This window comes from Paraburkholderia sp. ZP32-5, assembly GCF_021390495.1.
Taxonomy (GTDB): domain Bacteria; phylum Pseudomonadota; class Gammaproteobacteria; order Burkholderiales; family Burkholderiaceae; genus Paraburkholderia.
The window spans coordinates 1,191,775-1,212,398 of record NZ_JAJEJP010000002.1 but is presented as its reverse complement, the minus strand read 5'-3'; the positions used below and the strand labels follow the sequence as shown (position 1 = coordinate 1,212,398).

Annotated in this window: 19 protein-coding genes; 10 read left to right on the top strand and 9 right to left on the bottom strand. The window is 62.8% G+C overall.

Annotated elements, in window-relative coordinates; genetic code table 11:
- The first annotated feature begins 159 nt into the window (after window positions 1-159).
- Complete coding sequence (locus L0U82_RS24180) at window positions 160-1,239, top strand: TAXI family TRAP transporter solute-binding subunit (protein ID WP_233835212.1); 1,080 nt, start codon at window positions 160-162, stop codon at window positions 1,237-1,239.
- Window positions 1,240-1,332: 93 nt separating this feature from the next.
- Here L0U82_RS24180 and L0U82_RS24175 read toward each other — a convergent pair whose 3' ends face one another.
- A complete protein-coding gene (locus tag L0U82_RS24175) occupies window positions 1,333-2,781 on the bottom strand; it encodes an aminotransferase-like domain-containing protein (protein ID WP_233835211.1) in 1,449 nt (482 codons plus the stop codon).
- Between the two features lie 110 nt (window positions 2,782-2,891).
- Here L0U82_RS24175 and L0U82_RS24170 point away from each other — a divergent pair, with 110 nt between their 5' ends.
- From L0U82_RS24170 to L0U82_RS24160, 3 genes are all read left to right on the top strand, one after another.
- Window positions 2,892-3,779 (top strand): DMT family transporter, encoded by an 888-nt coding sequence (locus tag L0U82_RS24170; protein WP_233835210.1) that lies wholly within the window; start codon window positions 2,892-2,894, stop codon window positions 3,777-3,779.
- A gap of 116 nt (window positions 3,780-3,895) precedes the next feature.
- Window positions 3,896-4,807 carry a sap1 transcriptional regulator SapR gene (sapR, locus tag L0U82_RS24165; RefSeq protein WP_233835209.1) on the top strand — a complete coding sequence of 304 codons (912 nt, stop codon included), beginning with the start codon at window positions 3,896-3,898 and terminating at the stop codon, window positions 4,805-4,807.
- A gap of 13 nt (window positions 4,808-4,820) precedes the next feature.
- Complete coding sequence (locus tag L0U82_RS24160; RefSeq protein WP_233835208.1) at window positions 4,821-5,369, top strand: GNAT family N-acetyltransferase; 549 nt, start codon at window positions 4,821-4,823, stop codon at window positions 5,367-5,369.
- Here L0U82_RS24160 and L0U82_RS24155 read toward each other — a convergent pair.
- A complete protein-coding gene (locus L0U82_RS24155) occupies window positions 5,366-5,920 on the bottom strand; it encodes a putative glycolipid-binding domain-containing protein (RefSeq protein ID WP_233835207.1) in 555 nt (184 codons plus the stop codon). The genes L0U82_RS24160 and L0U82_RS24155 overlap by 4 nt on opposite strands.
- Window positions 5,921-6,151: 231 nt before the next feature.
- Between L0U82_RS24155 and L0U82_RS24150 the strand changes: the two genes are divergently transcribed.
- The 3 genes from L0U82_RS24150 to L0U82_RS24140 all read left to right on the top strand — a co-directional run bounded on the left by L0U82_RS24150 (window position 6,152) and on the right by L0U82_RS24140 (window position 8,275).
- Entirely contained in the window at window positions 6,152-7,090 is a 939-nt protein-coding gene (locus L0U82_RS24150) for an urea transporter (RefSeq protein WP_233835206.1), read from the top strand.
- A 122-nt stretch (window positions 7,091-7,212) separates the two neighbouring features.
- Window positions 7,213-7,989, top strand: coding sequence for a class II aldolase/adducin family protein (locus L0U82_RS24145; RefSeq protein WP_233835205.1), 777 nt, complete (start codon window positions 7,213-7,215; stop codon window positions 7,987-7,989).
- A 76-nt stretch (window positions 7,990-8,065) separates the two neighbouring features.
- Window positions 8,066-8,275: a 4-oxalocrotonate tautomerase gene (locus tag L0U82_RS24140; protein ID WP_267929801.1), complete on the top strand. Its 210-nt coding sequence runs from the start codon at window positions 8,066-8,068 to the stop codon at window positions 8,273-8,275.
- A 234-nt stretch (window positions 8,276-8,509) separates the two neighbouring features.
- Here L0U82_RS24140 and L0U82_RS24135 read toward each other — a convergent pair whose 3' ends face one another.
- From L0U82_RS24135 to garD, 7 genes are all read right to left on the bottom strand, one after another.
- Window positions 8,510-9,709, bottom strand: coding sequence for a porin (locus tag L0U82_RS24135; protein WP_233835203.1), 1,200 nt, complete (start codon window positions 9,707-9,709; stop codon window positions 8,510-8,512).
- A gap of 74 nt (window positions 9,710-9,783) precedes the next feature.
- Window positions 9,784-11,136 carry a TRAP transporter large permease gene (locus L0U82_RS24130; protein ID WP_233835202.1) on the bottom strand — a complete coding sequence of 451 codons (1,353 nt, stop codon included), beginning with the start codon at window positions 11,134-11,136 and terminating at the stop codon, window positions 9,784-9,786.
- Between the two features lie 7 nt (window positions 11,137-11,143).
- Window positions 11,144-11,623 carry a TRAP transporter small permease gene (locus L0U82_RS24125; protein WP_233835201.1) on the bottom strand — a complete coding sequence of 160 codons (480 nt, stop codon included), beginning with the start codon at window positions 11,621-11,623 and terminating at the stop codon, window positions 11,144-11,146.
- A gap of 173 nt (window positions 11,624-11,796) precedes the next feature.
- Complete coding sequence (locus L0U82_RS24120) at window positions 11,797-12,789, bottom strand: TRAP transporter substrate-binding protein (RefSeq protein WP_233835200.1); 993 nt, start codon at window positions 12,787-12,789, stop codon at window positions 11,797-11,799.
- A gap of 605 nt (window positions 12,790-13,394) precedes the next feature.
- Complete coding sequence (locus tag L0U82_RS24115; protein ID WP_233835199.1) at window positions 13,395-14,330, bottom strand: SMP-30/gluconolactonase/LRE family protein; 936 nt, start codon at window positions 14,328-14,330, stop codon at window positions 13,395-13,397.
- Complete coding sequence (locus tag L0U82_RS24110) at window positions 14,330-15,187, bottom strand: NAD-dependent epimerase/dehydratase family protein (protein ID WP_233835198.1); 858 nt, start codon at window positions 15,185-15,187, stop codon at window positions 14,330-14,332. Before L0U82_RS24110 ends, L0U82_RS24115 begins: the two co-directional genes overlap by 1 nt.
- A 100-nt stretch (window positions 15,188-15,287) precedes the next feature.
- Complete coding sequence (gene garD, locus L0U82_RS24105) at window positions 15,288-16,877, bottom strand: galactarate dehydratase (protein WP_233835197.1); 1,590 nt, start codon at window positions 16,875-16,877, stop codon at window positions 15,288-15,290.
- A 268-nt stretch (window positions 16,878-17,145) separates the two neighbouring features.
- Between garD and kdgD the strand changes: the two genes are divergently transcribed.
- The 3 genes from kdgD (at window position 17,146) to L0U82_RS24090 (ending at window position 20,607) form a co-directional block, all read left to right on the top strand.
- Entirely contained in the window at window positions 17,146-18,063 is a 918-nt protein-coding gene (gene kdgD / locus L0U82_RS24100) for a 5-dehydro-4-deoxyglucarate dehydratase (RefSeq protein WP_233835196.1), read from the top strand.
- A 209-nt stretch (window positions 18,064-18,272) separates the two neighbouring features.
- Complete coding sequence (locus tag L0U82_RS24095) at window positions 18,273-19,658, top strand: MFS transporter (RefSeq protein ID WP_233835195.1); 1,386 nt, start codon at window positions 18,273-18,275, stop codon at window positions 19,656-19,658.
- Window positions 19,659-19,863: 205 nt separating this feature from the next.
- Window positions 19,864-20,607, top strand: a complete 744-nt coding sequence (locus L0U82_RS24090; protein ID WP_233835194.1) for a FadR/GntR family transcriptional regulator — start codon at window positions 19,864-19,866, stop codon at window positions 20,605-20,607.
- Window positions 20,608-20,624: the final 17 nt, after the last annotated feature.

Genomic DNA, 20,624 nt, shown 5'->3' with positions numbered 1-20,624 from the left:
CGCTGTCTGTGCCGACCCGCACGTTTTCGCGCGTCTTCTGCGCGGAAACAGACGGACTCGGCTCTCGCCGCGCATTGAAATGACATCGCAGCCGGATCACTGGTGCTTTCGCGCACCGCGCGCGAAGCGTAATCAACCTGACCGATAGGTAGAGAGACCATGCTGAAGAGACTTCTCGCGGGGTGGCTGGGACTGGCGGCGCTGATCGCATGTTCGCTGGCGAGTGGTGCGGAACCCGCGCACTACAAGATCGTCACGGGGCCCGAGCGCGGCACCTATATCCAGTTCGGTAATGACCTGTCGAAATGGGTCGCGCAGCCTGTCGGCATCGATCTGGAAGTCGTTGCCTCGAAGGGATCGGCGGAAAACGTGCAGCGCATGCGCTTCGAGCCCGGCGTGAAGCTCGCGCTCGTGCAATCCGACGTGTATCAGGCGTTCGTCGACATGGCCAACTCGGGCAATCCGGATGCAGGTACAACGATCCGGCCGCTACGGCTCATCATGCCGCTGTATGACGAGGAAATTAACGTTGTCGTCCGCGCGGATTCGCCGCTGAAAACGCTTGCCGATATCAAGGACAAGACCATCAGCGTCGGCCTGCTCGGCAGCGGCACCGCGCAATCGGCGACGACGCTCTATCACCTGATGTTCGGTCAGCCGATTCCCGAGCAGAACGTCGTGCATCTGAGCAACGAGGATGCACTCGCCGCGCTGATCGTGAAGAAGATCGACGTCGCAATTATCGTGGTCGGACAGCCGGCGAATCTGTTCAACGGTATGAAACCCGACCTGCTGCAACAGTTGCGATTGCTGCCCGCCGATCCCAACGCGCCGGAAACCACGCGCGCGAAGCAGACCTACTTCCCGACGACGATCCGTCAGAGCAGCTATCCAGGCTGGCTGAAGGAAGACGTGCCCGCGGTGACCGTGAAGGCGTTTCTGGTCACCTACGACTACGGTCTGCGCGATACCGTCAGCAATCTGAATCATTTCGCCGACTCGCTGTGCGCGAACTTCGACAATCTGCAGGAGCACGGTCATCCGAAATGGAAGCAGGTGAAGCTCGAACTGCCGACGCTCGTACGCGGATGGAAGTACTACGGCCCGGTCGAAAAACATCTGCGTGCGTGCATCGCAAATCGTGGCGCGGCTATCAACGCGGCGGCTACCGCGCAAGCCGCGCCGAAGCCGCGCGTGCCCTGCTCGGAGCAGGAGCGGATGCTTTTGCTGTGCAAGTAGTAGCGCGTGGCTGAACGGCGGACACGCGATGGCCGGGACCACTGGGGAAGGTCCGCCGCCGACTCAAACTCAATGACGAACCAACGCGAGCGCTCAAACGCGCTCGCGCATTACCGCGCGTGAGCCCGCGGCGGCATCCATCGCCCGTTGCAGCGCCTCGTACACCTTCGGCCGATTGCATTGCGACACGTTAAAGCGCAGAAAACCCGCGGCCGCCTGCGACGCGCTGAACACGTTGCCCGGCGCGAACACCACGCCCGCGCTCAACGCGTGACGCGCGATATCGGCGGCATCGAGCTCATCGGGCAGGCGCGCCCACACGAACAGACCCGCGCGCGGCAGCGTCCAGATATCGAGACCCGCATAGCCGAGGCGCCGGACCGTCTCGCCCATCGCGTCGGCGAGCTTCGCGCGCATCGCTTCGAGATGGCGCCGATAGGTGCCGTCGATCAGCATCCGATGCACGACGCTCGCGGTGAGCTGACCGTTGCCGAACGACGTCGCGAGTTTCAGATCGATCAGCGGCTCGATCCATTCAGCGCGCGCCGCGATATAGCCGCAGCGCACCGCCGCCGATAGCGTCTTCGAAAAGCTGCCGATCGACACCACGCGCGCGAGCCCGTCGAAGGCCGCGAGACGCGGCGCGGCCTCGTCCTCGAAGTCCGCGAAGATATCGTCCTCGACGATCAGCAGATCATGCTCGCCCGCGAGCTTCAGCAACCGGTGCGCGACGGCCGGCGCCAGCGTCGCGCCGGTCGGATTGTGGATCGCCGAGTTGGTCACATAAAGCCGCGGACGGCGCTCGATCAATACGCGCTCGAACGCCGCGAGGTCGGGCCCTTGCGGCGTGTACGGCACGCTCGCGATGCGCACGCGGTGCGCGCGCAGCAACGCCTGGAAATTGAAGTAACACGGATCGTCGATCAACACGGTGTCGCCCGGTTCGAGCAGGAAGCGGCACACCAGATCGAGCGCATGCGTGCCGCCATCGGTCAGCATGATCTGCTCGGGCGGCGCATCGACGCCATGCTGCGACAGCCGCCATGCCAGTTGCTGACGCAGCGCGGGCAAGCCCGCCGGGCTCGCATAATCGGCGAGCGGCGACTGCGGATCGCGCGCCACGGCCCGCAGCGCGCGGCGCACGCCGTCTTCCGGCAGCCACGAAGCGGGCATCCAGCCGCAGCCCGGCTTCAGATCCTTCGACGCCGCCTGCAGCGACTGCCGCGTAAGCCACAGCGGATCGACCTCGCGATCGAGCCGCGGCCCGAGATCGGCCAGCGCGAGCGGCGGCGCATGTCCGGACACGAAGAAACCGGAGCCGCGCCGCGCGACGATCGCCCCTTGCGCGACCAGACGGTCGTATGCTTCCACCACGGTCGATTTCGATACGCCGAGCGTGTCGGTCATCGCGCGAATCGACGGCACGCGCGCACCCGGCATCAGCGAACGGCTCGCGATGCGCTCGCGCAGACTGTCCATCACGAGATCGACGCGCGTGCCCGAGGTCGCGGCGCGGCTGCCGCCATGATCGCTTTTCGCCATCTGTACTGCTCCATGTTCGGTACAGTTTGTACGAATTGTACTGATCTGTAGCTTACCGTTTTCAGCGGCGCGGAGCATCATGGCTTCTTTGCTCGCAATGGATTCTTTCAATGGAAAAGACAACCAGCGGCTGGCTCAGCGGCTTTGCCGGCGTACTGATTTTCAGCGGCTCGCTGCCGGCCACGCGGCTGGCGGTGCAGGGGCTCGATCCGGTGTTTCTGACCGTCGCACGCGCAACGATCGCGGGCGTGCTGGGTCTGCTGCTGTTGCTGATGTTTCGTGAAACACGCCCCGCGCGCCGCGATCTGCTGCCGCTGGTGATCGTCGCGCTCGGCGTGGTGGTCGGCTTTCCGCTGCTGACCGCGCTCGCGCTGCGTCACGTCAGCTCCGCGCACGCAATCGTCTTCATCGGCCTGCTGCCGCTCTCCACCGCGATCTTCGGTGTGCTGCGCGGCGGCGAGCGGCCGCAGCCGGCGTTCTGGGTGTTCTCGGCATTCGGCAGCATCGCGGTGGCCGCGTTCGCGCTGCGTCATGGCGTCGATACATCGCCGCTCGGCGATGCGCTGATGCTCGCCGCGATCGTCGTGTGCGGGCTCGGCTATGCGGAAGGCGCGCGGCTGTCGCGCGATCTCGGCGGCTGGCAGGTTATTTCGTGGGCGCTGGTGCTGTCGCTGCCGCTGATGCTGCCGCTCGCGTGGTGGACGCGGCCGGTGTCGTTCGAAGGCGTCAGCGCCGCGGCACTGTGGGGCCTCGCGTATGTGTCGCTGTTCAGTATGCTGATCGGCTTCGTGTTCTGGTATCGCGGGCTCGCGCTCGGCGGCATCGCGGCGGTCGGGCAACTGCAGTTGCTGCAGCCGTTCTTCGGCCTGCTGCTCGCCGGCTTGCTGCTGCACGAACAGGTGCCGCCGTCGATGATTATCGTCACCGTCGTCGTGGTCGCCTGCGTGGTGGGCGCGCGGCGCTTCTCGCGCGCGGCACCGGCGCGGCCGGCTGTCTGACGCAAACCGCAAGCCCGTGGGCAACCGTCCTTTTCAGGACGGAATTGGGCGTCCGGTGGATCGATATGTCATCATTCCTGCGATGACTTAACCACCGCTCAGCGCCACGACTTACGATGCCGACCGCTTTTGCCCAAACCGTCGAAGCCCGTTTTGCCGAACTCACACCGACCTCGAAACGCGTCGCCAGCTACATGCTCGCGAATCTCGACCGGCTCGGTCTCGAAACCGCCGATCAGATCGCGCAGCAGGCCGGCACGAGCGGTATTTCGGTGGGCCGCTTTCTGCGCAGCATCGGCTATCAGAACCTCGACGACCTGAAGCGCGAACTGCGCGGCACCCAGGAGCGTCCGTGGCTGATCACCGACCGGCTCGATGCATTCCGCCGCGGCGCGGATCAGGTGGCCCAGACCAGCGAGTCCGCGCCGCGCGCCGCCGGCACCACTAACTCGTCGCCCCGCGATGCCGCACTCGCCCAGTCGCTCGAACTCGAAATCGGCGCGATCCAGCACGTGTACGAACTCGCGCGCTCGCCGATGTTCGCGCGCGTTGCCGAGCGCATCGCCAACGCCGACGCGATCTACATCCTCGGCATTCAATCGACGCGCGGCATCAGCAACGCGTTCTACAGCTACCTCGAATACATCCGCCCGCGCGTGTTCTATTCCGACGGCATGTCGGGCTCGTACGTCGATTCGCTGAACTCGGAATTCGCCGCGCCCTATCTGCTCGTCACCGACACGCGCGCGTACTCGGCGATCGCGCGCCGCTATTGCGAAGCCGCGTCGCGCCGCGGTCTGCCGTTCGCGCTCGTCACCGATATCTACTGCCCGTGGGCACGCGATTTCGACGGCGACCTTCTGCAGGTCAAGACCGATGTCGGCCAGTTCTGGGATTCGCTCGCACCGCTCACCTGCCTGTTCAATCTGCTGATCTCCGCAGTCGTCGAACGGCTCGGGCCGGCGATCGACGAACGCGTCGCGCACAACCGCGAGTTGCAAAGCGAATTCGACCAGTTCGATCTTTGATTCCCGAACGCCGATGAACAACACCCCTCACGCACCGCACATCCGCGACGCCATCGACGCCGATCTCCCCGCGATCCAGGCGATCTACGCGCACCACGTACTGACCGGCGTCGCGTCGTTCGAAGAAACCCCGCCGTCCGTCGACGACTTGCGCGCACGGCTCGCGGCCGTACGCGGCCATGGTTTGCCCTATATGGTTGCGGAAATCGACGGCGTGGTCGCCGGCTATTGCTATGCGACGCCGTATCGTCCACGTGCTGCCTATCGCAACACGATCGAAGATTCGATCTATGTCAGCGATGCGTATCGCGGACGCGGTATCGGACGCGTGCTGCTGCAGGCACTGATCGAACGTTGCGAAAGCGGACCGTGGCGCCAGATGATTGCGGTGATCGCCGATGGCGGCAACGGCGGCTCGCTGTCGTTGCATAGACAGCTAGGCTTCGAGCTGACCGGCACGCTGAAAGCGGTCGGCTACAAGCACGGCCGCTGGCTCGACACGACGCTGATGCAGCGTACGCTCGGCGACGGCGCATCGAGTGCGCCCGACGAGCGCCCCTAACGCGCGCGCGGCAAGCGTGCGAACAACGTCGGATAGTCGATCACGAGACCGTCGTTATCTATCTTCATGTCCGCGATGAAGTCACGGAAAATGCCTTCGTAGCGATACTCGCGATTCAATTCGATGCACGTGTACGCCTGCTCCGCACGCGTGACCTGTAAATCCGGTGTCGAGATATAGGCGACCTCGATCGGCCGGCGCTCGCCTTGCGCCAGTTGCAGCCGGCGGATCGGCAGCGTGTTGGTAAACGGTGTCGCCGCGATATCGATGTCGATACAGCCTTCGAGCGCACTCAGCGTGAGGCCGTGGCCGTCGCGCCAATGGCCCGCGCCATCGCTGCGCAACTCGAGTTCGCCGCCGCCGACGATCTTCAGCCACGCATGACGCGTACGCCATCGAGCATCGCAGCGCACCGTGTAGTGCAATCCATACGCTTTGCCGTAGCGCTGCCCGATAACGACGCTCTCGACCGCGAAGCCATCGTCGCGCGCGTCGAAAATCAGATGTTCGATGCCGTCCCCCTCCTCCGAGGCCCATCGTAATTCACGCATCGGCTTCTCCTCGCGAAACGGCGCGGCGCGCCGATAGCTTAATCGTAGCGCGAAAGCGTGCGGGCACAGCGCATCGGACCCAGGCATGCACGGACGACAAATAGCCACTATCAACGCGCGGCAGTGATTCGCGCGGCATCGTTGATCTATGCTCGCGTGTGTAATCATCCAGTCTCCGACTTCGACTTCGGCTTTGACTCCGCTTCTGGCTTTGACTTTGACTCCGTCACCGTGACCGCCCCGCAACCGAATGCGCCCAATACCGCGCTCAGTACCGCGCTCCGTGCCTGGTTGCGCACGCTGCTGCGCAGCCTGGGCCAGGTCGTCCTGCAACCGAACGCCTTTACCGGCGTCTGCCTGCTCGCCGCATGGCTGTTGAGCGGACCGCGGCTTGCCTGCGCCGCGTTGATCGGCGCCATCGCGGCGAACCTGAACGCGACGCTCGCCGGTTGTCCCGAGGCCGATACCCGTGTCGGCATGCACGGCTTCAACGGCGCGCTCGCAGGCCTCGTCGCCTTCATTCTGATTGCCGATCCGTTGCTTGCGGCGATCGTGTCGATCGCCGCCGCGAGCTGTACCGCGTGGCTTCTGCGGCCCTTATCGCGCTGGCTGCGCATGCGCGGCCTCTGCTGCTTTTCGAGCCCGTACCTGATCATCACGTGGCTCTGGCTGCCATTCCTCGCTGGCCACATGCGGGCCGCAAGCGCGCTGCCCGTTCATTCGCTCGACGCGCTGCGGTTCGGCAACGGTGTGCTCACGAGTCTCGCGCAAAGCGCCTTTGCGCCCGGCCCGCTGGCCGGTGTGCTGGTGCTGATCGGGATTGCCGGTGCTTCACGCAAGCAGGCGCTGTATGGGCTGATCGGCGCGGCACTCGGCTGCGCGATGCATCTGTTGCTTCACGCCAGTCCCGGTTTGCTCGATAGCGGTATGCTGGGATTCAATGGCGCGCTCACCGCGCTCGCACTGGCGGGCCTCGGCATCGGTTTCGCGCCGGTGCTGGGTGGCGTCGCGATATCGGTGCTGCTGCAGATGGCCGCCGCGCATTTCGGCTGGCCCGCGCTGACCGCGCCGTTCGTGCTCGCGGCGTGGAGCATCCAGTGGCTGCAGCGCCGTAACACGCACGAGCCGGTGGCACAGGCGAGCGGCGCGGAAAGCGCGAGCACGAACTAGCTGTCGTGCGGTAGGATCGCAAGCCCGCTTCAGCGATGTTGCGATAGAGCGGGCTTCGCATGGGATCGGAATAAGCGCTGAAGCGCTGACTCCGGGTCGACAGCTTTGCATGGGAGATGGATATGTCGTTCGCGCATTCACCCGCCGGCCGTATCGCCGCGAGCGGTCCGCTGTCGGAAGCAGAGCAGCAGACCCGCATCGATCTCGCCGCCGCCTACCGGCTCGCCGCGCTCAACGGCTGGGACGATCTGATCTATACGCATATTTCGGCGAGCGTCCCTGGCGAACCGGGCCACTTCCTGATCAATCCATTCGGTCTCGCCTTCGATGAAGTGCGCGCGTCGAATCTCGTCAAGATCGACATCGCCGGCAATATCGTCGGCGCCAGCGAACATCCGGTGAACGCGACGGGCTTCGCGCTGCACGCCGCCGTGCATGCCGCACGCGCCGACGCATTCTGCGCGATGCATCTGCATAACACTGCAGGGGTCGCGGTGTCCGCGCAGCCGGCCGGTTTGTTGCCCGCGTCGCAGCACGCGCTGCGCTTTTACGGCCAACTCGCGTATCACGACTACGAGGGCCTCGCGTTCTCGCCGCCCGAAGGCGAACGCCTCGTCGCGCATCTCGCTAGTCATCCGGCGATGCTGTTGCGTAATCACGGCACGCTAACCGTAGGCCGCACGATCGCCGAAGCCTATGTACTGATGGCGACGCTACTGAAGGCCTGTGAAATCCAGTTGCAGGCGCAAGCTTGTGGCGCGCCGCTCGTGATGCCGACCGACACGATCGCCGCGCGTACCGCCGAGCAGCTCTACGACGGTGGCGCGATCGAAGGCGCGCTCGAATGGCCTGCGCTGTTACGCAAGCTCGACCGGTTCGATCGCGGTTATCGCGATTGAATCGGTGCTTGTATTCGCAACTGAAATTGCAATTGAATCAGCAATCCCACGCGAATCCGCTTTACTCACTTCTCAATTGTTTTCTTCACGGAGTCATGTCATGCCCACGTTTCGTATCGAACTCTTCGAAGGCCGCACGCTGGAACAGAAACGCGAATTCGTCGAAGCCATCACGAAGGCGACCTGCGAATCGCTCGGCGTCGAACCGAATTCTGTCGACATTATTCTCACCGACGTGAAACGCGAAAACTGGGCAACGGGTGGCCGTTTATGGTCGGAGGCCTGAGTAGCCTGATTGCGATTTCATCGCGGCGGCATCGCATCGAGATGACGTCGATGTCGCATCGATGCAACAGCGATCCGTGCCGTGCAATAGCTTTCGCGCAACGCGAGCGACAGATCTTTCACGGCGCGAAAAAAAAGCTGCGCACTTATCGTACGCAGCCCGTATGAAGGGCAACGCGTATTTTCAACGCGTTGCCGTGGCGGCAATACAACGTGCCGCCTTTCACCTAAGTGCTTAGAACTTGTGGATGATGCCCACGCCGACAGCAACCATGCTGCGCGACGACGACGGTGCGCTGTTCTGGCCGTCGCCGATGTCTGCCGTTGCGTTGATGATGGTCTTGCCGTTCGTGCCCAGCGTCTGACCGCCAGCACGTTGGTAAGCTTCCAGCGCGTACAGGCCGGTACGCTTCGACAGCGTGTAGTACTGGGACAGGTTGAACTGGTTGTAGCTAGCCGTGTTCTGGATGCCATTCGACGACGTTGCACGGGTGTAGCTATAGCCAGCGGCCAGGTCCAGCACCGAGATCGGCTTCCAGTGCAGCACTGCGCCGCCGGTGTTCCAGATCTGCGTGCCGTGGAACAGCGACGCGGTGCCCGCGGCATATTGCACGTTCGAGTACGCGAACGAAACATCCCATGCCGAGTTGAACGCGTAGCCGCCGGTCACTGCAACGCGCTGCTGCTTCGCTGCCGACTGGAAACCGTTGTTGATAGCCGACACGCCTGCTTGCGAGCCGTTGTTCGACGTCGTCGAGTTCGCGCCCCATGCACCGCCGGCCGTGTTGCCGTTGTCGATGCGCTGGATACCTGCTGCGATACCGATCGGGCCGGCGATGTACTGTGCTGCCGCGCTCCAGGTTTGACCGGCGCTGAAGCTGCCCGGCGTGCCGCCCAGCGAGTACGAACCGCTAACCGTCAGGCCGTGGAAGTTCGGCGACGTGTAGACCAGCGAATTGTTCGCGCGATACAGCGTATCCAGCGAGTCGATATCACCCGGGTGCGCGCCATATGCGCCGGTCAGCCACGTGGTCGGGCTGTACGGCGACAGCAGCGTGTAGTACGAGGTGTACTGACGACCAGCCGTCAGGGTACCGAACGTATTGTTCGTCATACCAACCCATGCCTGACGGTTGAACGCCAGACCCGACACGCCTTCCGCGCCGGTTGCGCTGTTAAAGCCCTGCTCCAACTGGAAAATCGCCTTCGTGCCGCCGCCCAGATCTTCCGAGCCCTTCAGGCCGAAACGGCTACCGGCCCAAACGCCGTTGACCATCTTGACTTGCGAGCGGCCACCCGAGTTCGAACCCAGTGCTGCCGAGCTGCTTTGATAACCCAACCCCGTATCGACAATACCGTACAACGTCACGCTGCTTTGTGCATGCGCGCCCAGGGCGACCAACCCCAAGGCCGAAGTTACGAGTGCCTTTTTCATTTTTACTCCTCTGTTAAAAACTTTCTATAGACGGCCTGTGCAAGCGCCGCTGAGTGTGGAAGATGATTGTTTGATCAGAACACCGGGTGACCGTTGATCACGCTTGGCAGCCAGGTCGAAAACCACGGCATGTAGGTGACGATATTGATGGCCGAAAAGATAGCGAGGTAATACGGCCACGCCACCTTGGTAGTTTCACCAATCGACACATTGCCAATCGCGCATCCGATGAACTGCACAGAGCCAATCGGCGGATGCACGAGACCCAATGCGCAATTCAACAGAATCATGATGCCGAACTGCACCGGACCCACGCCGTTATGCATGGCCATCGGCAGAAACAGCGGCGTCGTGATCAGGATGTGCGCCGCCATATCGACGAACGTACCGAGGAACACCTGAATCACGTTGATGTACAGCAGCATCAGCCACGGCAGGCTGGTCGCGCCATCGAGCATGCGTTCGATCGCATCCGGAATCTCCAGGTACGCCATCTGGAAGCGCAGCATGTTCGACACGCCGATCAGCAGCAGCACCACGCCGGTGGTTTTCGCGGCCTTGCCGAGCGCATGGCCGAGCTTGGCGAGCGTCATCGAGCGGTACACGACGATCGTGAGGACGAGCGAGTAGCCGACCGCAATCGCCGCCGCTTCCGTCGCGGTGGCAATACCGCGCGCCACGCAGAACAGGATGATCGCGATCACCATCAGACCCGGCACCGCGCCGATGAACGCGCGCAATACCGCCATCCAGCCCGGGAATTTCTGCAGCGCCGTCGAACCATCCGCGCGACGCGGGTAGCCGTACTTGACTGCTTGCCAGTAAGCGGCGATCAGCACGAAGCCCATCACCCACAGCACCGGCAGCAGACCGGAGAACAGCAGATCGCCGATCGACACGCCGCTCATCTGCTGGCCGTTCAGCACGCCGCTCACGCCTTGCGCCGCGAACGCGTAGATGATCATGTTGGTCGACGTCGGCATCAGCGCGCCGGCGAGCGACGAGTGCGTCGTCACGTTCACCGCGTAGGCCGCGCTATAACCTTCACGCTTCATCAACGGAATGACCACGCCGCCCATTGCCGACGTATCCGCGGTCGGCGAACCCGACACGCCGCCGAACAACGTACAGGCAACCACGTTGGCCATGCCGAGACCACCGCGGAAATGACCGACCGTTGCCTGCGCGAAACGCAGAATGCGATCGGCGATACCGCCATGAAGCATCAGCTCGCCGGAGAAAATGAAGAACGGGACCGCGAGAAACGAAAAACCGTTCATCCCCGAGATCATTGCCTGCATCGCGGTAGCGGTCGGCAGACCTTCGTACAGATACGTCAGAACGCAGGCCAGTCCCAACGAGAATGAAACAGGAACCCCTAGAAAGAGGAAGACGAGAAAACTGACGGTAAGGAGGGCAAGTTCCATGATTGTTCTACTTTTGTTTCCTGGCGAAGAGCGCGAGCAGATGCTCGATCGAGAACAACGCGATGCACACGCTCGCGACGATCGGAATGCAATAGCGCAGCCCTTCTGGCACACCAATGATCGGAATACGATCGTGCATCGTGGTTTCCGCCATCTCGAAGCAACCGACGAATACCGCGACCGCAAAAGCAGTCAGGCAGATATGTTGAATGGCCGTCACGGCGACCTGGCCTTTCGGCGGCAACTTCTTCACGAACGAGTCGAGTCCGATATGGCCGCCCTCGCGCACTTTCAGCGCCGCGCCGAACATGGCGATTGCGATCACCAGCAGCAGCGCGATGGGTTCGACGAAATCCGGTGCGTCGTTGAAGATGTACCGCATCACGACGCTATAGATCACGAGCAGGCAGAGGATCGCGAGACTCAGCGATGCCACTACCAGCAGCGTGCGAAAGAGAAAATCATTTGGGCGTTTAAGGAAACTCATTGACCCCGTCCTGGCTTACGACCGACCTGTCTTTAACACTCACCACCACCTCCACGGCATGCAATCGCACACACAACATGACGCGGCGGAAAAGCCCTTGAGTTTCCCCACGAGGCTATTCACGCCGCTGCTGTCACGATTGGCCTATGCCGATTGCGTCCGGGACGCGAGACTTACTTGATTGCTTCGATTTCGTCGACGATCTGCTTCATCTGCGGGGTCTTTTCATACTTCGCCCACACCGGCTGCATCGCCTTCACGAAAGCCGCACGGTCGATTTGCGCGGCCGGGATGATCGTTGCGCCACCCTTCGTGACCGTGTTCTGTGCTTCGGCTTCACGCGCGGTCCACAGCTTCACGTAGTACGGCACCGAATCGGCCGCTGCCTTCTTGATGATCTGTTGCTCTTGGGGGGTCAGCGTGTCCCACACCTTCTTCGAGAACACCACCACTTCCGGCGTCATCGAATGCTCGGTTTCCGAGTAGACGGTCGCGACTTCGAAGTGCTTGGTTTCTTCGTACGACGGCAGGTTGTTTTCCGCGCCGTCGACGAGGCCGGTCTTCAGCCCCGTATAGACTTCCGCGAAAGGCATCGGGGTCGGCGTGCCGCCCATCGCCTTGATCTCGTCGACCATCAGGTCCGACGGTTGCACGCGCACCTTCACGCCCTTCATGTCAGCCGGCGATTTGATCGGCTTCTTCGCGTACATCGAACGCGCGCCGCTCTCGTAGAACGTCAGCGCGATCATGCCCTTCGCCGCGAACGCGTCGAGAATCTTCTGGCCTTCCGGGCCATACATCACCTTGCGGAAATGGTCGATATCGCGGAACAGGAACGGCAGCGACGGGATCATCGATTCCGGCACGATCTCGTTGAACGCTGCGCCGTTGATACGCCCCATGTCGAGTGCGCCGATGCGGATCTGGTCAATCGTATCGTTTTCGGAGCCGAGCGCGCTGTTGCCGAAGACCTTGATCGAGTCCTTGCCATCTGTCGCCTTGCTGATCTCCTCGCCCATGTGCTTGACGGCCATGTTGGTCGGGAAAGTGTCGCCATGCACGTCCGCGGAGCGGAACACGCGCGCTTCGGCCGACATCGTGCTGAACGCCAGCGCCGCGGCTGCGACGATCATCGAAACACGGGAAGAGGCAAACTTCTTGTTCATCGTGACATTCCTTGAAAAATAGACCATCCCATCGATTGCGGATGCGACATGGTTTTAATGCGTCTCCGGCTTCGCGCTCATCCCTTCGCGGGTTGCGCACGCGTTGCCGTACTGGCTGTGCAACGTCCCCGGCACAGTTACCCAGCACTCCAGCCGACAAGTCGACTTCTTACTTCGGTCACGTCGGCGAGCTTTTCGGCTTGCATGAAAAATGTCTGCCCAGAAAAGCCGCCGTGTTCGCACTACTACGGGGCCCAAACCAGCAGAAAGCAATTTGTTTGGGCTCATATGTTGTACGACGACATACGAAGTCTAGTAAAGCGCTTTTGACTTGTACAGACGGTATTTACCCGCACCCAGGCGATGGCCGGTATCAATGACCGGTGTGGCACGGCGTCGGCGCGCACACTGGCTTGGCGCGGTGCCGACACGGATAGGAAAAAGGTCTCGTGAAGTGTTGTTTTTTTGAGATTAAATGCGAAGCGACTACCGTCTTAATGCGGTATGTTGTACGACGAGTGACGAATAAAGGGCCATAGAATGCGCCCCAAAACAAAACGCCGGGAGAACTGCTTCGTCCCGGCGTCGATGCGGTGCAAGCCCGATTACAGTTGGCCCGCGAATTCGGGCTCGGGCAGCCCGGTCACGCCGGGCCGCACCGCGAACACATGACCGTCATGCTCGCTCGCGCCGTTGCCCGGGCGAATCGATGTGACGAACAGCGTGTCCAGACTGCTTCCGCCGAATGCGCACATTGCCGGCTTCACGGCCGGCAGCGCGATCTGCCGGTCGAGTTTGCCTTGCGGCGTAAAGCGAAGCAGCAGGCCGGCATCGTTCGCGCAGATCCAGTAGCAGCCGTCGGCGTCGACCGCGGCGCCATCGGGGCGTCCCGAGTAATGGTTCAGATCGGCGAATACGCGCTGGTTGCGCGGCTCGCCGGTCTCGATGTCGTAGTCGAACGCCCAGATCAGCCGGCGCAGCGGATGCGAATCGGACAGATACATCGTCGTACCGTCCGGCGACCAGCCGAGGCCGTTTTGCGTAATCAGCGAATCGACGACCGGCGCGGATAACACGCCTTGTTCGTCGAAGCGGTAGAGCGCGCCATCCGGAATCGCCGCCGCCATGTCCTGCACCATCGTGCCGGCCCAGAAGCGCCCTTGCCGGTCACAGCGGCCATCGTTGAAGCGCATGCCGGCGCGCGGGAATTCAGGGGCCGCGAGCTTGCGCACGGTCACCGGCAGCGGTTCGCCGCTTTGCGCGCCCAAACCTTGCCCCAACGTGACCGCGAAGAGCCCGGTCTCGCAACCGGCAAGCACCGTGCCCTCGCGATTGAACGCGATGCAGGCGACCTGCTCGGGCAACTGCCATTCGGTGCGCTCACCGGATTCGATGCGCGCACGTACGATTTTCTTCGCCGGGATATCGACCCAGTACAGCGCCTGCTCCGCCGCGCGCCAAACCGGGCTTTCACCGGTCGCCGCCGGCAGCGGGCCGGCTGCTTCGAGCCGCTCGACTTTCGGACCAGCCGTCGCGCCCATTATTTTGATTCCCCTGTCCGCTTCGGCTCCATCGGCCCCGCGAGCACGAACGGACCGCCCTGGAACTGCTGGGTCGGATCGTCGTAACGGGTATCGGGCGCGCTCGGCGGGAACAGGTGCTCGAATTGCTCGGAGCTGTCTTTCGGACGGAAGCCGAGGAACGACGCGTTCGTATTGTCGACCCACGAAATGCGGTTGTTCGACACGCCGTAGACGATCGCGTGACCGACGCGATTTGTGAATAGCGAGCAGCGCACCAGTTCGATGAAATCGCGATAGCTCAGATACGTGACGAGCATGCGCGCGGACTTCGGTTGCTCGAACGACGAGCCGATCCGCAGGCAGACGGTCTCCAGACCGAAGCGGTCGAAGTAGTAGCGCGACAGCGATTCGCCGAAGCACTTGGTCACGCCGTACAGGCCATCAGGACGCAACGGCGCGTCCGTACCGACGACCGACGTCACCGGATGGAAGCCCACCGCATGATTCGAGCTTGCATAGATGACGCGCTTGACGCCCTGCTTCTGCGCGGCCGAATACAGGTTGTACAGCCCGCGGATATTCGCTTCGAGCAGGTCCTCGAACGGCGCCTCGACGGAAATGCCGCCGAGATGCACCACAGCGTCCACACCGTCGAGCAGCGCGTGAACCGCCGCTTCGTCAGCGAGATTGACGACGGCGGCTTCCTCGTGCGCCGCGACTTCGCCGAGCGACGCGATGTCGGAGACGCGCACGATATCCGCCCAGTCTGCGAGCGCCGGGCGCAACTGCTTGCCGAGGTTGCCGGCCGCGCCGGTGAGCAGCAGACGGCGGAAGGGTTTCTTTACCGCGGAGCGGTCAACGTTCGAATCGGTCATGTCTTTGTTTCTGTGATTGCGATCGGATCAACTGAACAGAAAAGCGAGCGCCGGTATCAGCCGGCGCTCGTTCGAGGCTTGACGGAGCAAATGTCCTGAATCAGGTCACCGGCGCCGGGTTGAACAGCGTCAACGCGTTATGCAGTTTGAGCTTCTCCGCGCAGGTTTCCTGGCGGCCGCTCGCGACTTCGAGCATCAGGCGGAACAACTCCCAGCCCACCTCTTCGATGGTCGACTGACCGGTCGCGATCGTGCCGGCGTTGATGTCCATCAGGTCGAACCAGCGGCGCGCGAGGTCCGAGCGCGTCGCGACCTTGATGACCGGCACTTCGGCGAGGCTGTACGGTGTGCCGCGGCCGGTCGTGAACACGTGCAGCGTGATGCCCGAGGCAACCTGCAGCGTGCCGCAGATGAAGTCGCTGGCTGGCGTGGCCGCGTAAATCAGCCCCTTCTGGTTGACCTTCTCGCCCGGCGACAGCACGCCGGAAATAGCCGAGTTTCCCGACTTGATGATCGAGCCCATCGCCTTTTCGACGATGTTCGACAGGCCGCCCTTCTTGTTGCCGGGCGTGGTGTTCGCGCTGCGATCGGCGCCGCCGCGCTTCAGATAATCGTCATACCATTGCATCTCGCGGATGATCGCCGCGGCGACGTCCGCGTTGGCCGCGCGCGCGGTCAGTTGATCGACGCCGTCGCGCACTTCGGTCACTTCGGAGAACATCACCGTCGCGCCGGCGCGCACCAGCAGATCGGTCGCGAAACCGACGGCCGGGTTCGCGGTCAGGCCGGAGAAAGCATCGCTGCCGCCGCACTGCACGCCGATCACGAGATCGGATGCCGGGCAGGTTTCGCGGCGGCGGTTATTCAGCCGCTTCAGATGGCCTTCGGCCATCTTCATGATCGACGTGATCATCGACTGGAAGCCGACGTGCGATTCGTCCTGCAACACGACGACGTCGCCGTTCTGATCCAGCGCAACGTCGCCGATGTCGGCAACGTCGTCGACCATCGCGGCCGCCGCGATCGGAATCGTGCCCGGCGGCATCAGGCGCTCGGGCTGCAGCTTTTCGCAGCCGAGGCTCACCATCATTACCTCGCCGCCGAAGTTCGGATTCAGAGCGATATTGCGTACGGTGCGGATCGGCACCATCGCGTCCGGCGCGTCGATCGCGACGCCGCAGCCGTAGGTATGGCCGAGGCTCACCACGTCGTCGACGTTCGGGTATTTCGGCAGCAGCTCGGCCTTGATGCGGGTGACCGCGTGTTGAACCACGTCGGCCACGCACTGCACCGTCGTCGTGATCGCGAGGATGTTGCGGGTACCGACCGAGCCGTCGGCGTTGCGGTAGCCCTCGAATGTGTAGCCGTCGAGCGGCGGCATTTCGGGCGCTTTGGTGGTCGCGATCGGCAGGTCTTCGAGCCCCGGCGGGCTCGGCATGCGGATTACGTGTTCGTTGATCCAGCTGCCCTTCGGCAGCGGCTTGAGCGCGTAGCCGATGACCACGTTGTAGCGGATAACCTCGTCGCCCTCGGCGAGATCGGCCAGCGCGACCTTGTGGCCTTGCGGCACGCGCTCGCGCAACCGCAGACCATCGGGGAATACCGCGCCCTCACCCAGACCGCCATCGTTGACGACGATCGCGACATTGTCATTGGGGTGAACGCGAATGTAGAGCGGAGTCTGTTCCATTGATCGATCCTTAACGCGCTATAAAATCGCTGCGCGAGCTAATCATACGTCATCCTACAACATCAAACTTTATGAGGATGTTCCGTATTTACCCTATGGGATGCATTATGCCGCGAAACCCCGTTGAGTTACTGAATTTGTTGTTGTACGATGACGTATAAGAAATCTACATTTCTAAAAAATCTCTACTAGTCTGACCTCTGTAAGACTAGTCGGAACTGACTAATCGACTCAAACCCGACTCAAACCGAAGCCTGGATATTCAATCATGACGACACCGCAGGAACTCAAGCAGATCGTTTCGGAAGGCCTCCTGTCCTTCCCCGTTACCGACTTCGACGCACAGGGCAACTTCCGCGCCGACACGTACGCGAAGCGCCTCGAATGGCTCGCTCCGTACGGCGCTTCGGCCCTGTTCGTCGCCGGCGGCACGGGCGAATTCTTCTCGCTCACGCAAGACGACTACTCGAACGTGGTGCGTACCGCGACTGAAGTCTGCAAGGGCAAGGTGCCGATCCTCGCCGGCGCCGGCGGCCCGACCCGCGTCGCGATTGCGTACGCGAAGGAAGCGGAGCGCCTCGGCGCGCACGGCATCCTGCTGATGCCGCACTACCTGACCGAAGCGAGCGTGGAAGGCATCGCGGTGCACGCGGAAGAAGTCTGCAAGGCCGTGCCGAACATGGGCGTGATCATCTACAACCGCGCGAACTCGAAGCTGAACGCCGACATGCTCGAGCGTCTGGCCGAGCGCTGCCCGAACCTGATCGGTTTCAAGGACGGCGTCGGTGAGATCGAAAACATGGTGACGATCCGCCGCCGCATGGGCGACCGCTTCTCGTACCTCGGCGGCCTGCCGACCGCGGAAGTCTACGCGGCCGCGTACAAGGCGCTGGGCGTGCCGGTGTACTCGTCGGCGGTGTTCAACTTCATTCCGAAGACCGCGATGGACTTCTACCACGCGATCGCCGCTGACGATCACGCAACGGTCGGCAAGCTGCTCGACGAATTCTTCATGCCGTACCTGAAGATCCGCAATCGCCGCGCAGGCTACGCGGTCAGCATCGTCAAGGCTGGCGCAAAGCTGGTCGGTCACGACGCGGGTCCGGTGCGCGCACCGCTGACCGATCTGACGCCGGAAGAAATGGAACAGCTCGATGCACTGATCAAGAAGCTTGGACCGCAGTAATAGATTGGCGTCAAGGTTTGCGCGCACCGCGCGAACCTGATGAACGAGGGCCACATAGATGGCCCCGTCGAGAGCGCCCGGCACGGCAACGTCGCCGGGCGTTCTTGTTTTTTGCCCGACTTTTGCGCCGGGTTTTGCCCAACAGGCAGACGGCCAACGAGTACCCCGGCGAGTCGCCCCCTCTCGCCAGCCCCTACAGGAGATGCCTCATGGACATGAGCCGCACGGCCGGTTCCACTCATGCCAGCGATAGCACCAATAGCGCCGACGGCGCCAACACAGCGGTGCGCACCAAGGTCCGCTATGCGATTCTGCTGCTGATCTTTCTGATCACCACGCTCAACTACGCGGACCGCGCGACGCTGTCCATCACCGGCTCGGCAATGCGCGCGGCGTTCAGCCTCGACGCAATCCGCATGGGCTACATCTTCTCCGCATTCAGCTGGGCCTACGTGCTGTCGCAACTGCCGGCCGGCTGGCTGCTCGATCGTTTCGGCGCGCGACGCGTGTACGCGGCGAGCATCTTCTCGTGGTCGCTGTTCACGCTGCTGCAAGGCGCGATTGGACTGCTCGGTAGCGCCGCAGCCGCGGTCACCGCGCTGTTCGTGCTGCGCTTCGCGATGGGCGCGGCCGAATCGCCGGCGTTCCCGGCTAATGCGAAAGTCGTCGCGAGCTGGTTTCCGACCAACGAGCGCGGCACCGCGTCGGCGATCTTCAACGCGGCGCAGTACTTCGCCGCGGTCGTGTTCACGCCGCTGATGGCCTGGCTCACCCACGCGTTCGGCTGGCATTCGGTCTATGTGGTGATGGGCGTGATCGGGCTGCTGCTCGCGCTCACGTGGCTCAAGGTGATGAAGAACCCCACCGACCACCCGCGCGTATCGCGCGCCGAACTCGAATACATCGAGCAAGGCGGCGGCCTCGTGAGCGGCGCGCGCAAGACCAGTCCCGCCGACCTGCCGGAGACCGGCGGTTGGGCGCTGCTGCGCCAGTTGCTTGCCAACCGCATGCTGCTCGGCGTCTATCTCGCGCAGTTCTGCATCAACGTGCTCACCTACTTCTTCCTGACGTGGTTTCCGATCTACCTCGTGCAAGCGCGCGGCATGACGATCCTGCATGCGGGCCTCGTGGCATCGCTGCCGGCGATCTGCGGCTTTCTCGGCGGAGTGCTCGGCGGCGTGCTGTCGGATGGGCTGATCCGCCGCGGCTGTTCGTTGACCGTCGCGCGCAAGGTGCCGATCGTCGGCGGGATGCTGCTGTCGACCTGCATCATCGGCTGCAACTACGTGTCGACCGACTGGATCGTCGTCGCGCTGATGTCGCTCGCGTTCTTCGGCAAGGGTATCGGCGCGCTCGGCTGGGCTGTGGTCGCCGATACGTCGCCGAAGCAGGCGCTGGGGCTCTCCGGCGCGATTTTCAATATGTTCGGCAACGCCGCCGGTATCGTGACGCCGATCGTGATCGGCTATCTGGTTGCGCGCTCGGGGTCGTTCAACGGCGCGCTGGTGTTCGTCGGCGCCAACGCGTTGCTCACGGTGATCAGCTACCTGGTGATCGTCAAGGACATCAAGCGCGTCGAGTTGCGCGGCATCTGAGCCGTCGCAGTTATCGTACTTCCAGCCCCCGGGAGGCCTTCATGCACGCTGCATCAGTGGCCGCCGTGCGCCGCCCGGCGGGCATCCGCCGATATATGTGACATTTGCGCCTAAAATGATCGGGCGCTTATATAATCAGTCGTCAGACGACGATATAATGAAAATACAGGTCTCTCTGCAAACATCCGCTCAAGGAGCGTTTTCGATGGCTACACCACTGGCATCCGCGGCACCGCCACGACGCGCTCGCAATCTTGCCGAGTTCGTCGTCAACTACGTCACCGAGCAGATTGCAACCAATGCGCTGAAGCCCGGCGACAAACTTCCGACCGAATCGCAGCTGATGAACACGCTGAGCGTCAGCCGCACGGTGATTCGCGAAGCAATTTCGCGTCTGCAGGCGGGCAAGATCATCGAGACGCGCCATGGTATCGGCAGCTTCGTGCTCGAGCCGCAGCGCGAAAAGCTCGGCATCGACATGGTGCCCGCCACCACGCTGCGCGACGTGCTGTCCATTCTCGAGCTACGTATCAGCCTCGAAACCGAATGTGCGGGTCTCGCCGCGCAACGCGCGAAGCCGGACGACCTCGAACGCATGCGCATCGCTCTCGACGCGATCGAAGCCACGCGTCACAACGGGCTCGATAGCGTGGAAGCCGACCTTCAGTTCCACATCTCGGTCGCGCGGGCAACCGGCAACCGCTATTTCGTCGACATCCTCTCGCAGATGGGCAGTGCGCTGATTCCGCGCAACCGGCTCGATTCGGCCGGCATTGCGCGCGCCGATCCGGATGCGTATCTGTCGCTCGTCAATCTCGAACACGAGAGCATTCTCGAAGCGATCACGCGGCACGACGCTGAGGGCGCACGCGCGGCAATGCGTATGCATCTGTCGAATAGCCGTGAGCGGCTGCGTCGCGCGAATGAGGCAAGCGAAGCGAATAGCTGATTACGCGCAAATCGCTG

What these genes read in the sequence shown, in the direction of transcription:
- L0U82_RS24180 (WP_233835212.1), top strand. Translation starts at nt 160, where the DNA reads ATGCTGAAGAGACTTCTCGCGGGGTGGCTGGGACTGGCGGCGCTGATC.
- L0U82_RS24175 (WP_233835211.1), bottom strand. Translation starts at nt 2,781, where the DNA reads ATGGCGAAAAGCGATCATGGCGGCAGCCGCGCCGCGACCTCGGGCACG.
- L0U82_RS24170 (WP_233835210.1), top strand. Translation starts at nt 2,892, where the DNA reads ATGGAAAAGACAACCAGCGGCTGGCTCAGCGGCTTTGCCGGCGTACTG.
- sapR (WP_233835209.1), top strand. Translation starts at nt 3,896, where the DNA reads ATGCCGACCGCTTTTGCCCAAACCGTCGAAGCCCGTTTTGCCGAACTC.
- L0U82_RS24160 (WP_233835208.1), top strand. Translation starts at nt 4,821, where the DNA reads ATGAACAACACCCCTCACGCACCGCACATCCGCGACGCCATCGACGCC.
- L0U82_RS24155 (WP_233835207.1), bottom strand. Translation starts at nt 5,920, where the DNA reads ATGCGTGAATTACGATGGGCCTCGGAGGAGGGGGACGGCATCGAACAT.
- L0U82_RS24145 (WP_233835205.1), top strand. Translation starts at nt 7,213, where the DNA reads ATGTCGTTCGCGCATTCACCCGCCGGCCGTATCGCCGCGAGCGGTCCG.
- L0U82_RS24135 (WP_233835203.1), bottom strand. Translation starts at nt 9,709, where the DNA reads ATGAAAAAGGCACTCGTAACTTCGGCCTTGGGGTTGGTCGCCCTGGGC.
- L0U82_RS24130 (WP_233835202.1), bottom strand. Translation starts at nt 11,136, where the DNA reads ATGGAACTTGCCCTCCTTACCGTCAGTTTTCTCGTCTTCCTCTTTCTA.
- L0U82_RS24125 (WP_233835201.1), bottom strand. Translation starts at nt 11,623, where the DNA reads ATGAGTTTCCTTAAACGCCCAAATGATTTTCTCTTTCGCACGCTGCTG.
- L0U82_RS24120 (WP_233835200.1), bottom strand. Translation starts at nt 12,789, where the DNA reads ATGAACAAGAAGTTTGCCTCTTCCCGTGTTTCGATGATCGTCGCAGCC.
- L0U82_RS24115 (WP_233835199.1), bottom strand. Translation starts at nt 14,330, where the DNA reads ATGGGCGCGACGGCTGGTCCGAAAGTCGAGCGGCTCGAAGCAGCCGGC.
- L0U82_RS24110 (WP_233835198.1), bottom strand. Translation starts at nt 15,187, where the DNA reads ATGACCGATTCGAACGTTGACCGCTCCGCGGTAAAGAAACCCTTCCGC.
- garD (WP_233835197.1), bottom strand. Translation starts at nt 16,877, where the DNA reads ATGGAACAGACTCCGCTCTACATTCGCGTTCACCCCAATGACAATGTC.
- kdgD (WP_233835196.1), top strand. Translation starts at nt 17,146, where the DNA reads ATGACGACACCGCAGGAACTCAAGCAGATCGTTTCGGAAGGCCTCCTG.
- L0U82_RS24095 (WP_233835195.1), top strand. Translation starts at nt 18,273, where the DNA reads ATGGACATGAGCCGCACGGCCGGTTCCACTCATGCCAGCGATAGCACC.
- L0U82_RS24090 (WP_233835194.1), top strand. Translation starts at nt 19,864, where the DNA reads ATGGCTACACCACTGGCATCCGCGGCACCGCCACGACGCGCTCGCAAT.